The following is a 13990-nucleotide window of genomic DNA, read 5'->3' as shown; positions in this document are numbered from 1 at the left end:
CAGGTTTCAGGCATGAAATTTCCAACCGTCAGTGTATGGAAGTACAGACTTTCCGTCAACAACTAAGGCATTCTTTCACAAGACAAACACATGACTCCGAGTGGATTTTCCCGGTATTTCCCCAAGTGTATTCCCGGTTGGCGGCGATGCCGCACGGCGCCATGCGGCCGGGCTTGCCAAAATTTTCTCCTGTCCGTAGCAAGATACTTTGCTGGCAGGCTGTAAAAATCCGTTAGACGGCCCGCCACAAACAGGAACAGCCGCAGATTCGCAGCACTCCCGCGTCAGAACCCGGCCCGCGGAACACCAAAAAACCTCCCGCGCAGTTCATCACGAAGCCGCCATCTTCAGCTGACCGTATAATAAGGATATGACACCATGCGCAGCCGTATTTCCACAGCCTATTTCATTGTCCTTCTTCTTCTGTCCGGGGCTCTCGGCGCACTCTACTATTTCAAGGCGGAATGGACGCCGCCCGACCTCACGCTGGCCCCGGACCAGTCCAAGGCCAGCCCCAGAACGGTCTTCACCGTCACGGCTTCGGACCGGGATTCCGATCTGCGCTCCCTGCGCGTGCTGGTCCACCAAGGTTCCGATACCGTGACCATAATCAAAAAGGACCTGCCAGCGGGTACGCGCGAGTACTCGGAGCAGTTCAGCCTGCCCAAGACGGGCATCAAGAACGCGCCGCTGATTTTGGAAGTCACCGTGCGGGATACGTCCTGGCACCGTTTCGGCTGGGGCAACAAGGCCGAGGTCGTGCGCGAAATGGAGATCGACTCACGTCCACCCATGATTTCCGTCCTGTCCGGCCAGCACAACGTCAACCAGGGCGGGGCGGGGCTTATCGTATACAGTACCGACGAGGAGCTCTCCACCTCCGGCGTCAGGATGGGCGACCGCTTTTTTCCGGGCTACCCCTACCAGCCGGGCAGGTATCTCTGCTTTTTCGCCCTTCCCCACGACCTTGATCCCAAAACGGCCAAGCCTGTACTGTACGCTTCGGACATGGCCGACAACGAGGTCTCCCTCGGGTTTCATTTCCAGGCGATCCCGAAAAAATTCAGGAAGGACAACATCAACGTGTCCGAAAACTTCCTGCAATCCAAAATGGGCCAGTTCTCCGGACTCTATCCCGGACTGACCCAGCCCATCGACATCTTCCTCAAGGTCAACTCCGAACTGCGGCGCAAGAACATGAATTTTCTGATGGCTCTCGGCCGGGACACGGTGCCGCAGAAACTCTGGGACGGCACTTTCATCCGTCTGCCCAACAGTGCGCCCATGGCCGGGTTCGCCGATCACCGCACCTACCTTTATCAGGGCAAGGCCGTGGACAGCCAGACGCACATGGGCGTCGATCTGGCCTCACTGGCCATGGCGCCCGTTCCCGCAGGCAACACCGGCAGGGTCATTCTGGCCGAATTCATGGGCATCTACGGCAACGTGGTGATTATCGACCACGGTTTCGGATTGCAGTCCCTGTACTCCCATCTGAGCGAGATCCACGTGCAGAAAGGAGAAACCGTCCAGCGCGGCCAGATCATCGGCAAGACGGGAGCCACGGGCATGGCGGGCGGCGATCATCTCCATTTCGGCATGCTCGTCTCGGGCCTTGAGGTACAGCCCATCGAATGGTGGGACGCGCGCTGGATCAAGAACAACATCACATCCAAAATGTAGAGAGGCCGGAGCCGGACTCTGCCGCGGCCAGACAGCCGCTGACCGCGAAAACCGCCGGGCCTTCTCCGGCGGTTTCTTTTTCCGAAGCGGGACGGCCGCACGCCCTTTCACCCAGAGATCTTCCGGGCGGGATATGTACTCTGGCCAGATCGTCTTGTGTCTTTCCTCTCCGCAGGCTAACGGTACGGCATTCCACAAGAAAGTCGGATCAAGGAGGTTTCGATGAAAAAATCGCTTCACGCGGCTGCAGGGCTGCTGCTTTTCTGCATCGCGCTCGCGTCCTGCTCCTCGCAACCCGCACTGCCGCCTCTGGCAAACGACGCGGCCATTCTGGCCTTCGGCGACAGCCTGACCGCCGGCAATGGGGCCGCTTCAGGGGAGGATTATCCAACCGTGCTGGAAAGCATGACCGGACGGCGCGTCATCAACGCCGGAATTTCCGGAGAAGTGACCTCCGACGGGCTGCGGCGCCTGCCGGAAATCCTGGATAGGGAAACTCCCGGTCTGCTCATTCTCTGCCACGGAGGAAACGACATGCTCCAGCACGCGCCCTTCGAGCAGACCGAGGCGAACCTCAGGGCCATGATCCAGACGGCCCGGGACAGGGGCATCTCCGTGGTGCTGGTGGCCGTGCCCGCGCCACGCCTTCCTCTGGCCCCGCCGGCCTTGTACGCGAATCTGGCCAAGGAATTTTCCCTGCCCATCGAGGAGGACATACTTGTTGAGATACTGAAAAAAGGCGACCTCAAGGCGGACCAGGTCCATCCCAATGCCGCGGGATACCGCCGCCTGGCCGAATCCATGGCCGTGCTGCTGAAAGAAAGCGGAGCCATTAAATAGCCCGGCCGCCCGCCGTAAAACACACGGCCATCCGGCGGCAGGCGTCTTTGAACAACAAAATGCGGAGCCCCGCACCGGCGAGGCTTCGCCTGCACCTTCCGAAAACAGGCTTATTTCCCGCCCCCGCCCGGATTGCCCCTTTACCCCCACCCCGAACCCCATCTACAGACGGACAGACAGGCTTCTTCCGGCGCGCGGGCCGCACCGGCGGAACCTGGAAGCCATAACAGAAAACACGAGTTCAAAGGACATTCATGCTGCGCTCAGGTCTTTTTCTGCTTCTGGTGATACTTCTGGTGCTGGCCAACGGCTTTTTCGTGGCTTCGGAATTTTCCCTGGTGGCCGTGCGCCGTTCCCGCGTAGCGTCCCTGGCCGCCGAAGGACACAGGCGGTACAAGCGCCTGCTGCGGGTCATCGACAATCTGAACGCGTACATCTCGGCCACACAGCTGGGCATCACCCTCTCCTCTCTGGCTCTGGGATGGATCGGCGAACCGGCCATCGCCCGCCTGCTCGATCCCCTGCTCCAGAACTACGTGCCCGACGCGGTCCTGCATTCCCTGTCCTTCGCCATTTCCTTCAGCCTGATCACCTTTCTGCACATCGTGCTGGGTGAGCTGGCCCCCAAGACCATCGCTCTGGATCAGGCGGAAAAAACGGCCCTCATCGTGGCCCTGCCCATGGAGATATTCCACCGCGTGTTCTACTGGCCCATCCGCCTGCTGGACCGGGCCGGCAACCTCACGGTCCGGATGCTGGGTTTTTCACCCAATGCCAGCCACGGTTCCGTGTACACCGAGGAGGAGCTGCGCATGCTCATCGACGCCAGCTACTCCAGCGGCCAGATCGAAGAGGAGAAACGCCGTCTCATCCGGCGCGCCTTCGACTTCGACACCACCGAGGCCCATGAAGCCATGGTGCCGCGCTCGGAAATCACGGCCCTGCCAGTGGACGCGACCCTGGACGAAACGCTGGAAGCCTTCCGCGTTCACGGCTACTCCCGCCTGCCCGTTTACGGGAAAGACCTGGACGATATGGTCGGCGTGCTGTTCCGCCAGGATATGGAGCCGTTCATGTCCAAAACGCCCGGCCTGGTGTTCTCCATGACCGCCATCATCCACCCGCCGGTCTTCGTGCCCGTCGGCAAGCATCTGGGCAGCCTGCTCAAGCAGATGCAGGCCACCCGCACGCATCTCGTCTTCGTCATGGACGAGTACGGCGGTCTTGAAGGGCTGGTCACCCTGGAAGATGTGCTGGAAGAAATCGTGGGCGAGATCAACGACGAGTACGATGAAGAAGTCCGCTCCCAGATCGTGCGCGATGGAGGACAGTTCGTGCTGGACGGCATGCTCACGGTGCGCGACGCCAACCGGAAGCTCGGCCTCTCCCTGCCCGAAAGCGAGGCCTACACCACCATGGCCGGTTTTCTGCTGGCCCAGGCCGGGCGGGTGCTGGAAACCGGGGATGTGATTTCTCTCCCCGAAGGCGTGTTCACGGTGGAACGCATGGACCGCAGGCGCATTCAGCGCATCCGGTTCGCGCCCTCGCCCGAATGATTTCCGGAAGGCCGGAGCCTCCCGGAAATTACGCTCAAACCTGCGGCGCGCCGGTCAGTTCGTGCAGACGGGCCACAGTGGTCTGATCGAGATTCAAAGCCGCGGCCAGACGGCGCAGGTAGTCGATCTCCTGAGGCGTATCGACCTCGATGGCCAGAAGCGAAGCTGCATAGAGCTGACTGGCCACGGCCTCGTTGGGCACCTCGGCGGCCAGAGCCTCCAGATTCAGCGGACGCATCAGTTCATCCATGACCATCTGCTTCTCTTCGCCGGTCACGCCGTCATCGCCGATCTTGCCCATGATGCGGCCCATTTCGGCCTGGTCAATGCCCCCATCGGCCTTGGCGGCGGCGATCATGCCCCGGACCATCAGCCGCTGGGTATCCTCCGCAGCCAGGGCCTGCATGGCTGTCGCATCCAGACCCTGAACCGGACTCGCCTGTCCGGAACGTTTGGCCTGCAGGGCGTTCAGGGCCAGCGACCCGAGCAGGGCCACCGCCGTTCCGCTCAAAGCGCCGCGCATGGATTTTCCGCCGCCGCCAAGCAGCGCTCCGGCCAGGGCGCCGAGCCCTCCCAACTGGGCGCCGGACAGGCCGCCCGCCTGCTTGTTGCCCAGAAAATCCCGGGCCATGCCCAACACGCCGGACAGGGCATCGCCGCCAGTGGAGCCCTGAGCACCACGCTGGCCGCCCAGCACGCCGCCGAGCAGATCGTTCAGACTGGTGTTCATGCCGGGAGCCTGAGCGGCCCGTTCAATCCGCGTCCGGGTCTGTCCGGACATGCCCTGCTGCAACAACTTGCCGAGAATATTGCCGAAGCTCATATCTTTTCCTCCTTGGACTTGCGTTTTTACCGGCCCGGCTCGCCGGGACCGAAGAGATCGTCGTGAATGGCCACCACCAGTTCCTGCTCGAGGGGATCTTCCAGAAAAATCTCATACTTGAGCACCGTGCTGCTGATGGCCAGCACGCGGTTTCCGGCCTTTTCCAGGCGGGCGAAAACCCGGCTCAGATGCTCCTTCCGCCCCGCCGCCCAGGAACCGATCATGGACAGGCTCACGCAGGGCACGCCTTCCATGCCGCCCGCGTGCCGCTCATCCACCACCACGACGGTGCGCTGATCCATGCTCTGGCACAACCGGCATTCCGGCGGCAGATCAGCGCCCTCCTCGAAGACCATCCAGCGCAGACGGTCATGGTAGACCATGGCCTGCAGGGTGTCCCGGTTCAGGTTTCCGCTGGAGACGATGGTTCCTATCTCGCCGGAGCGGCTCGACCCCGCGGCGATGCGCACGCCCAAGCGGCGGGCGTACTCGACGGCGTCATCCTTGAGTACCTTGGCCCCGGCCGCGGACATCTCCAGCATGGTTTCATAGTCCACGGAATCCAGGCGGCGGGCGGCGGGAGCAAGGCGCGGGTCGGACGTGTACACGCCATCAACATCCGAATAGATTTCACAGACATCGGCCCCTAAAGCGGCGGCCAGAGCCACGGCCGTGGTATCCGAGCCGCCCCGGCCCAAGGTGGTGATCTCCTTGTCCGTGGATACGCCCTGAAAACCGGCCACCACCGCGATCTTTCCCTGGCTCAGGGCCTGCCGCAACCGCTCGCCGCGCACCTCGAGCACACGGGCGTCGCCATGGTTGCAGTCCGTGATAAGGCCGATCTGCGACCCCGTAAAGGACACGGCCAGACCGGGACGGATACCGTTTATGGCAATGCTCATCATGGCGATGGAAATACGTTCCCCCACGGAAAGCAGCATGTCCATCTCTCTCGGATCCGGCCGCGCGGCCAGTTCCCTGGCCTGAGCCACCAGGGCGTCCGTGGTCTTGCCCATGGCCGAAACCACCACCACTATTTCATCTCCGGCGTCGTGCCGGGCCACGATGCGCCGGGCCAGATCGCGAATCTGCTCCGGGGCGGCCACACTGCTGCCGCCGTACTTCTGAACGATACGGGCCATGCCGTTTCTCCTTAAATCATGCGAACAGCATGATGCGGCATCTCTCCATCCAATTGAAAACGGGTCCACAAACACGCGAAGGCCGGCCACTGGGGCTTGGCCATCAAAATGGCACAGGCCGGGATGGACATCAGTCCTGATCGACGGTTCCGGCCAGAAGCGTCCGGAACGCCTCCAGCCCCCGCTCCGGCCCCAGTGCTTCCAGTTCCCGTTCGCCGCTGGTCTGAATCCAGGCCACGAGCACCCCCAGACAGACAAGGTTGCGCTGCAGCGGCACATCGTCGCCGGCCGTGCGGACAGCCTCCAGATACTCGCCGCAGGTGTGCACCAGAAAGCCTTCGTCCTCGAGAATCCGGCGCAGGATTTCCCGGCGGCCGCTCTGCCCGCCCTCGCCCCGGCACACGCCCTTGAAACAGAAACGGACATATTTTTCGGCATGATCCGAGCAGTGACACTCCACCGCGAACAGATTCCGCTTCAGGCGCAGCGTACAGTGCATGAAAAACTGGGACAAAACAGCGTAGCTGCCGTGGTGCCTCAGGGCCGTTTTCTCCTGAGGGAAAGGCGGCCACGAAACAGCAGGACAGGCCAGACCAAGGAGAAAAGACCACGCCGGAATGGATCGGACATCTTCCACGGAAATGACCGCCCGCTCCGCCACTGAAGGAAAAAAGGCGTCCTCCAGGTTGAAAACGTCCACCGTCACCGGAACATCCAGCCGCATCCGCTTCACCCCCGCCATGCCTTTGCCCGGCTCCCCGGCAAAGGCGAAGACCTGAGACAGGCCCCGGTCCAGGCACAGGCACAGCAGATCATACAGGGACCGGCACTGGTCCGGACGGACGGACTCTTCTTCACCGCGAAAAACATGCAGATGCGTGACCTGCGGAAGCACACCGCGCAGGCGGCTCCTGAAAGCCGCCGCATCGGAAACGGCCGGAACGGCGGGACGCGGCTCCGCCGCTTTCGATATATGAGCCACGACCGTCACCCCGTCTTCCCCGTCGGCCAGCCCCCGGTTCAAACGAAAAATCTGCGCCTCGGGGGAAAACTTCCGGACCACCGCCCGCTTCCAGGCCCCGGCCATGTCGGCGGCCCGTACTCCCCGCTCGCCACCGAGAAAATCCCGCTGATCCCCGGTCCCTATGAAACTCCACACATCCAGCAGGCCACCGCCCGGAGCCAGATCCACCGCGGCGATCTCCAGCTCGTCAGCCAGCCGCCGGGGCAGCCTCCCGGCGTGCAGCAGGGTGCGGGCCTCTTCTTCCACAGCGGCAAGCCGTGCAGGATCCGCCGGATCGCACGCGCACAATGTTCTTTCCAGATCATGGCGCAACGCGTTCACTTCCACGAAATACTGATACAGGGCCGGACTGACCACCAACACTACCGTCCGCTCCCCGCCGTCCAGAAAGTTGCGAAGCCACGCGCATTCCCCGCTCCAGGAGGAACATTCCCGCACATAAGGCGGCCCGGTCTTTTCCTCCGCTCGGTCCATTGCCAAGCGTACATAAAAATCCACCTTGGCAAACCGCTCGCGCACATCCATGAATTCAACGGGATTCATGATGCGCAGCCGCTCCACGAGCGCCCCGATTTCCACGGACAGCCGGTCGACCAGAGCGGAAACGCGGGCCCAATCCGTCAGGGCCGCATCCAGGGCCTCGATCTCACCCAAAAGGCGCAGACACGTTGACGCATTTTCCTGGATTTGCCGGAACGCGTCGTACTTCAGCCGGGAAATGGAACCGGGAGCAAAGGATTCGAAAGTCCAGTGCGAAAACAGATCAAAGCCCTGTTCCATGCCGCCCTCCTTCCTTGCCGCTCCCTTCGGGACCAGCCGTCTCGGGCCTTGTTTGCGCCGGCTCCGGACGCAGCAGCTCCTCGAAGCGCAGCATTTCCGTTTTCCCTCCATGCCCGGTCCAGGCAAGGACCCGCCGGTACGGGGCGAAAAGCCGCATGATCCGCCCGTAGACAATCCGCACCAGAATATAGAGCGGGATGCAGAAAAAAGGGTACATCACTTCGTCGCCCACGCCCGGTATGGACACGGGCAGAGTCAGCGGCACGCCGCCAAAGCGCGTCTCCATCCAGCCCAAAGCGAAGGGAAAAGGCCAGATGGACAGAGTGAACGCCCCGGCCTGGCTGAAAAAATATTTCCCAAAGGCCTCATGGGCCTGTTTGTTTGCCGCCGCATAGGCCGCTTTGTCCGCATGCCGGAGAGCCGTGACCGAAAGATTGTGGTTGCGGACCATTTCGTCGTGATAGCGTCCGTAAACGCCGCGATTCAAACGTCTGGCCAGGATCGAGGTGGCATCTCCCAGAATCACGCAGATCAGGCAGATCAGCACGCAGCCCGTCAGAAAACCCGCCCACGGATCCTCCGTCAACCTGAACGCCCAGATCAGCCAAGGGTCCAGCGACAAGAAAAAGCGATGCACAATCTCCATGAAAACCGCCTCGATAGCCCGGAAACGCTGCCCGAAAGCCAGCGTCAAACCTCAAGCTCTTCCGCACAAAAAAGCAAGAAATATCTTCGCCCGCCGCGTCCGAAAAAAAGGCCCCAATAAATGGGGCCCTTGAAAGTGAACATTCACGCGGAAGGATCATGGATGATCCTTGAACTTGTTCTGTACATGCTCGCTGCCGCCATGACAGGGTGTACAGTCCATATTGCCTTTCTGGATGTCGGCGTCCTTTCCCTTGGAATGGCATTCCCCACAGTAGGCGACAGACTCCTGTTTGGGATAAGCGCCTTTCCAGCTCTCTCCGGCATCTATCTTGGCATTTATTATTTCAATGGCTTTTGTCGTTACATCAGCGGTGATGCGCCCGCATCGCTCACTGCGTTCCTTGCTTCCGTTCTCCTTCTTGTGCTCATAGCACCATCTGGCGACGGATATATGACAGAGCACGGATTCGGACGCATTGGAAGGAATTTCTCCTTTCACTCCTTTGGCGGCATCCCCCGGATTGTAGATCGGCAGTTTGGTTTTCTCATACCATCTGAACAATTCATCAACCATCGCATTACGCTCCTTGCGGGGCCAGAACAGCGCGAAAGCGGCAACCGCCCCGTACAGCGCTCCACAGATGGTGCCCCAATCGGAAATACCCCCCTTGTTCGCTTCGAGCATGGTGAAAGGGAACTGATTGTACGGCGCGCCGTACTGTTCTCCCAGCATACCGATAATGCCGTAGAAAGTTCCGTACCCGCACGCATAACCTTTATGCCAGTAGCCGTCATAGGCCACCGGCGCACAGACACGCGCATCCAGTTTATGCGGCTTCCATCCGAAATCCCCACCGACCTGCTCAAAACGTCCCGTTTTGGCCGGAGAAGCATTTTCAGGAGCCGCGGCAATACCCGTCCCTACAACGGAGGCTACAGTTCCACCCACAGCAAGCCCGCCCAGTGCCCCAAGCATCGCTCTTCTTGTCAGGCTCATACTTCCTCCTCCAGCTACAGTTTGCATATGGCATGCCCGGCATGCCTGAAAATATAAAAAGCATGCCATGCTTATTCCACATGGCATGCCTGTTTTGTTATCCGAATATCCTGTAATGGAAAAATCCTCTCAGCACATAGTCTATACCGACATAGAAAGCCAAAACAATGAACAGACGCTTCAGCCACTTGTCCGAAAAATACTTGGATGTATGAGGTCCAACGACAGAGCCAATAGCTATGCCCACCATTTCTGTTCCGACGAGCGCCCAATCTACGGGAACTCCTTTTGTCATAAGAGTGACGATACTGGTGATCATGCTGACCAGTACGGCCAGTGCAGAAGTTCCTGCGGCAAGATACATGGGCAGTTGCGTGATGCTGGTCAGAAAGGGCACCAGCATGAACCCGCCGCCCACGCCGAGGAAGGCGGCCACGGCGGCAATGACGATGCCGCCGATGACAGGGAGCAGGGGATTGAAGCTGAATTCCACTCCGCAAAAGGTAAAGCGGATCCTGGCCAGGCTCGCACCGAGAATTTTCACTCCGGCCGGAGCGGGCGCTCCACCCGTTTTCTGATTCTTGACCGCAGCCTCGAAAGCCTGAGCCGCAGCCTTAGCCTTCTTCTTGCTGGCCTGGCCCGCCGGAGAGGTTTCCCAGAGCAGATAGCAACCGAGCAGCAACACAAAAAGCCCGAAATATCCCTGATACTGAGAGAAAGAGACTTTTCCGGCCGTCAGTGTCGCAGAACCCCAGGCTCCGAGCAGGGAACCCACTCCCAGAGCCAGGCCGAGAGGCAGTACCAAGCGGCCCATCCTGCCGTAGTTAATGGAGGAAATCAGGGCCGAGAGACCCACCAGAAACTGGTTGGACGCACGAATGGAGTCGGTGAGGGTCTTGTTGAGTTCAGGAGCCGTGCCTTTGAAACCTTTGGCGTATGCGCCGAGGCCGAAGATGCTCATATGCCCCACACCGGCCATGACGCCGCCAAAAGCACCCACGGTGGAAAAAATCCAGCCAACCCAGATCGCCCAGACCAGGGCCAGAATGAGATTGACCTGCGGCCCCCCGGGAATACCCAGAAAACCTGCCGGGCTGGACATATTCACCTGCCCTTGCTCCGTGCCCGTAGGAGCCTTGGCAATGGCCTGCTGCAGCCTTGACCCGGTAGCCGCAGCGGCGGAAGGCTTGGCATTATCCGTCATGTTGCGGACCGCTTCCACAGCGGCAGAGGTCTTCTCCGCAGCCTCGCGTTGCAATGATTTTGCGGCTTCCGCAGCCTCGGCAGCTCCTTCCGCTGCTTTCTGCTTCAGATCTTCCGCAGTTTCGACAGTGCTGCCCCTGACCGCTTCGGTCATGTTTTCCACGGCCGAAACCGCGGAATCCATTTTTGCCCCGGCACTCTCCTTTAACTGCTCGGCAGTGGTCGCAGCCCGTTCCATTATGCCCGGTGAGGCTGAATCATTTTCCTCCGCCTGCAAGGGAGAAGTCATCCCTGCGACTACCAGCAGCACGGCAATGATCGCAGCATACAATGGTTTCAGCATAGAACCTCCTGTGTCCCGGTAACTGTGTACAACTGTTTCAAAGTCCAGATTGCGAGAAAATTCCCTCTTTCGTTTACAGGTTGATAACCTTTCTCTTACTGAAAATCTTCAGAAGAAAAAAATTTCGGGAGATTTCTCGTTCTGTCGTATTTTTCACCTGAAAAGCCTTTCTGACATCGTATGAGACAGGGATATATTGAGCCTTAATTCACAATGCAGATACAAAAAAACGCCCCGCAGGGCGTTTTGCAATCTTTCACACAGGTAATGGTCAGGCAGTGGTTGCTACTCCTCTTTCGGGCTCCTCGGCCTTGGGTTTGAACAGGGCCAGAACTGGCGCGCCGACAAAAATGGAGGAATACGTTCCAAACACCACGCCGATCAGCATGGCCAAGGCGAAGTCGTGAATCACGGCGCCACCGAAGATATACAGAGCAAGTACGGCCATGAACGTGGTGCCAGAAGTGATAACCGTCCGCGACAGGGTCTGGTTCACGGAGTTGTTGATGACCTCGTTCAGGGTCGGCGCGACCTTGGCCCGCAGGTTTTCACGGATGCGGTCATAAATGATGATCGTATCGTTCAGAGAATATCCCACGATGGTCAGAAGCGCAGCGATGATGGTCAGGTCCACTTCCTTGTTCAGAAGCGAAAAAATCCCAAGCGGAATCATGACGTCATGCACCAGAGAAACCATGGCACCCAGAGCGTACTTGAGCCGCAGCACCGCACACAGTACAAGGGTGACCACAGTGGCCGCCACCACGGAAAAACTCATGGGCGCGTGCAGCAGTTCCAGCACATAGACCACGGAAGCCAAAGCCGCCGCCATGAGCCCGGATACCATCCATTTCTGCTCAAACCGGCCGGAAACATAGGTGGCGATGAGCAGAACGGCATAAAAAATCGCCTGCAGGGCCTTTTCACGCAGATCGGCGCCTACCTTGGGACCGACCATTTCCAGGCGCTGAATCTCATAGGAGGTGTCGGGGAGAGAGCCGAGCCCCTGTTCGATGGCCTCGCGGACCTGATTGGCGCTCTGGTCCGCGAAGGAGGCCCTGAGCAGCATCTGGTGGTCTTCGACATCACCGAAATTCTGAATGACCAGCCCCGGCAGGGCCGGGTTTTCCAGATGCTTGCGCAGCACGCCCAGGTCCACGGCCTTGCTGAACTGAATCTGCACGTTGAAACCGCCGGCGAAATCGACGCCATAGGTCGGCCCGCCTTTGAAGAGCAGGGAAAGGCCTCCCACGAGGAGCAGAACCGCCGAAAACGCATAAGCGTACCGGCGCATGCCGACGAAATCTATTGTGGTGCCGGGTCTGATAAGTTCAAAGGACATGTCGAAGCTCCTCAAATACTCGGTTGGGTTCCGGGCAGCCTTCTGGCCAGCCAAGAGTCGAAAAAGATACGCGAAACGAAAATGGCCGTGAACATGGAGGCCAAAATACCCAGGGTCAGAGTCACGGCGAAGCCGCGTACCGGCCCGGTGCCGAACTGGTACAAAATAACGGCGGCAATGACCGTGGTCAGGTTGGAGTCAAAAATAGTAATGGTGGCCCGCGAAAAGCCGTTGTCGATGGCCGTGGGCACGGATTCACCCGCGCGCAGTTCCTCGCGGATGCGCTCGTAGATGAGCACATTGGCATCGACGGCCATGCCCAGGGTCAGGATGATACCGGCGATGCCCGGCAGCGTCAGAGTAGCGCCGAAGGCCGCCAGTCCGGCCATGATCAGCAGGATGTCGAGCACGATGGCAAAGGCGGCGATGACGCCTGCCCGGCGGTAATAGAGTATCATGAACAACACGACCATCACGCCGCCGATGCACGCGGCCATGAATCCCTTGTCGATGGATTCCTGCCCCAGGGACGGGCCGACGGTGCGCTCCTCCAGAATATTCACCGGCGCGGGCAGGGAGCCGGCCCGCAGCACGACGGCCAGATCGTGCGCCTCTTCGGTGGTGAACTGGCCGGTGATGGAGGCCCGGCCGCCGCTGATGCGGTCCTGAATGACCGGTGCGGAATATACGGAGTCGTCAAGCACGATGGCCAGGCGTTTCTTCACATTGGCCCCGGTCACTTCCTCAAACACGCGCGCGCCGCGCGCATTGAAAGACATGCCCACATAAGCCTGGCCGTACGAATCGAACTGAACATTGGCGTCGGTGATGTACTCGCCCGTGAGCACCGCTTCCGACTTGACCACGATGGGCGTGCTGGTCTCCGTCCCGCCCCGCCTGGACTGCATCTGCATCAGTTCGCTTCCGGGGGGCACCTGTCCAGCCGCGGCGGCCTGAACATCCGCACCCTCATCCACCAGCTTGAACTCCAGGTGCGCAGTGCGTCCTATGATGCTGATGGCCCGCTTGGGGTCGTCCAGACCGGGGAGCTGCACGATGATGCGGTTGTCCTGCTGCTTGCGGATGTCCGGCTCGGCCACGCCGAACTGGTCGATGCGGTTTCTGATGGTCTTCAGAGCCTGATCCATGGTCAGACCCTCGAGATATTTGGCATGCTCGTCCGTCACTTCCAGCGTGTACTTGAGCTGGCCGTTACCGGCCTCTTCCCGCGATCTGACTTCCATGCTGCCGAAACGCCCGCGCAGCAGGTCATCCAGTTCCTTCTGCTGTTCCGCCTTGAGCAGGACAAATTCAAGCTGCCGCGTTCCCACCGCCTTGGGCCGCAGAATCGTGATCTTCTTCTCCCTGGCCTCGGCCCGGATATCTTGGCCCATGCTGGTCACGGCATTGACCAGGGCCGTGTCCAGATCCACGCCCAGAGTCAGATGGATGCCGCCTTTCAGATCGAGCCCCAGGCTGATCTCCTGGGACGGCAGGAGCGCGCCCAGAGAAGAATGGCGAACCGCTGGAACCGAAGGCAGAAAATACACCAGAGCCACAAGCACCACCGCGGCGGCAAGGATCGCCCTCCAACGCAAACTACCCATGA

Annotated in this window: 11 protein-coding genes; 3 read left to right on the top strand and 8 right to left on the bottom strand. The window is 60.1% G+C overall.

Translation table 11 applies throughout. The features are described from left to right. Positions 1 to 378 precede the first annotated feature (378 nt). The 3 genes from AXF15_RS08100 (at position 379) to AXF15_RS08090 (ending at position 4079) form a co-directional block, all read left to right on the top strand. Positions 379 to 1683, top strand: a complete 1305-nt coding sequence (locus tag AXF15_RS08100) for a M23 family metallopeptidase (RefSeq protein ID WP_066605770.1) — start codon at positions 379 to 381, stop codon at positions 1681 to 1683. 222 nt (positions 1684 to 1905) lie between these two features. Then, positions 1906 to 2523 (top strand): arylesterase, encoded by a 618-nt coding sequence (locus AXF15_RS08095; protein ID WP_066605768.1) that lies wholly within the window; start codon positions 1906 to 1908, stop codon positions 2521 to 2523. Between the two features lie 254 nt (positions 2524 to 2777). Next, entirely contained in the window at positions 2778 to 4079 is a 1302-nt protein-coding gene (locus AXF15_RS08090; protein WP_066605760.1) for a hemolysin family protein, read from the top strand. Positions 4080 to 4113: 34 nt separating this feature from the next. Here AXF15_RS08090 and AXF15_RS08085 read toward each other — a convergent pair whose 3' ends face one another. From AXF15_RS08085 to secD, 8 genes are all read right to left on the bottom strand, one after another. Further along, entirely contained in the window at positions 4114 to 4902 is a 789-nt protein-coding gene (locus AXF15_RS08085) for a tellurite resistance TerB family protein (RefSeq protein WP_066605752.1), read from the bottom strand. A gap of 26 nt (positions 4903 to 4928) precedes the next feature. Then, entirely contained in the window at positions 4929 to 6044 is a 1116-nt protein-coding gene (locus AXF15_RS08080) for an aspartate kinase (protein WP_066605750.1), read from the bottom strand. Positions 6045 to 6174: 130 nt separating this feature from the next. Next, positions 6175 to 7848 (bottom strand): hypothetical protein, encoded by a 1674-nt coding sequence (locus tag AXF15_RS08075; protein ID WP_066605747.1) that lies wholly within the window; start codon positions 7846 to 7848, stop codon positions 6175 to 6177. Next, positions 7832 to 8542 (bottom strand): hypothetical protein, encoded by a 711-nt coding sequence (locus AXF15_RS08070; protein ID WP_066605743.1) that lies wholly within the window; start codon positions 8540 to 8542, stop codon positions 7832 to 7834. Before AXF15_RS08070 ends, AXF15_RS08075 begins: the two co-directional genes overlap by 17 nt. 108 nt (positions 8543 to 8650) lie before the next feature. Further along, on the bottom strand, positions 8651 to 9493 hold the full coding sequence (locus AXF15_RS08065) for a split-Soret cytochrome c (protein WP_066605741.1): 843 nt from the start codon (positions 9491 to 9493) through the stop codon (positions 8651 to 8653). Between the two features lie 97 nt (positions 9494 to 9590). Then, the gene (locus AXF15_RS08060) at positions 9591 to 10697 is read right to left on the bottom strand and encodes a sulfite exporter TauE/SafE family protein (RefSeq protein WP_066608842.1); all 1107 of its coding nucleotides are present in this window, start codon (positions 10695 to 10697) and stop codon (positions 9591 to 9593) included. A gap of 613 nt (positions 10698 to 11310) precedes the next feature. Continuing rightward, positions 11311 to 12381, bottom strand: coding sequence for a protein translocase subunit SecF (gene secF / locus AXF15_RS08055; RefSeq protein WP_066605738.1), 1071 nt, complete (start codon positions 12379 to 12381; stop codon positions 11311 to 11313). A gap of 11 nt (positions 12382 to 12392) precedes the next feature. Continuing rightward, positions 12393 to 13988 (bottom strand): protein translocase subunit SecD, encoded by a 1596-nt coding sequence (gene secD / locus AXF15_RS08050; protein WP_066605734.1) that lies wholly within the window; start codon positions 13986 to 13988, stop codon positions 12393 to 12395. Between the last annotated feature and the right edge of the window lie 2 nt (positions 13989 to 13990).

This window comes from Desulfomicrobium orale DSM 12838, from assembly GCF_001553625.1.
Taxonomy (GTDB): Bacteria; Desulfobacterota; Desulfovibrionia; order Desulfovibrionales; family Desulfomicrobiaceae; genus Desulfomicrobium; species Desulfomicrobium orale.
The sequence above is the reverse complement of the archived record's forward strand: the minus strand, read 5'-3'. Positions and strand labels throughout refer to the sequence as shown.

Bases quoted from the DNA above. Each gene is read 5' to 3' on its own strand.
- AXF15_RS08100 (WP_066605770.1), top strand. From the start codon at position 379: ATGCGCAGCCGTATTTCCACAGCCTATTTCATTGTCCTTCTTCTTCTG.
- AXF15_RS08095 (WP_066605768.1), top strand. From the start codon at position 1,906: ATGAAAAAATCGCTTCACGCGGCTGCAGGGCTGCTGCTTTTCTGCATC.
- AXF15_RS08090 (WP_066605760.1), top strand. From the start codon at position 2,778: ATGCTGCGCTCAGGTCTTTTTCTGCTTCTGGTGATACTTCTGGTGCTG.
- AXF15_RS08085 (WP_066605752.1), bottom strand. From the start codon at position 4,902: ATGAGCTTCGGCAATATTCTCGGCAAGTTGTTGCAGCAGGGCATGTCC.
- AXF15_RS08080 (WP_066605750.1), bottom strand. From the start codon at position 6,044: ATGGCCCGTATCGTTCAGAAGTACGGCGGCAGCAGTGTGGCCGCCCCG.
- AXF15_RS08075 (WP_066605747.1), bottom strand. From the start codon at position 7,848: ATGGAACAGGGCTTTGATCTGTTTTCGCACTGGACTTTCGAATCCTTT.
- AXF15_RS08065 (WP_066605741.1), bottom strand. From the start codon at position 9,493: ATGAGCCTGACAAGAAGAGCGATGCTTGGGGCACTGGGCGGGCTTGCT.
- AXF15_RS08060 (WP_066608842.1), bottom strand. From the start codon at position 10,697: ATGACGGATAATGCCAAGCCTTCCGCCGCTGCGGCTACCGGGTCAAGG.
- secF (WP_066605738.1), bottom strand. From the start codon at position 12,381: ATGTCCTTTGAACTTATCAGACCCGGCACCACAATAGATTTCGTCGGC.
- secD (WP_066605734.1), bottom strand. From the start codon at position 13,988: ATGGGTAGTTTGCGTTGGAGGGCGATCCTTGCCGCCGCGGTGGTGCTT.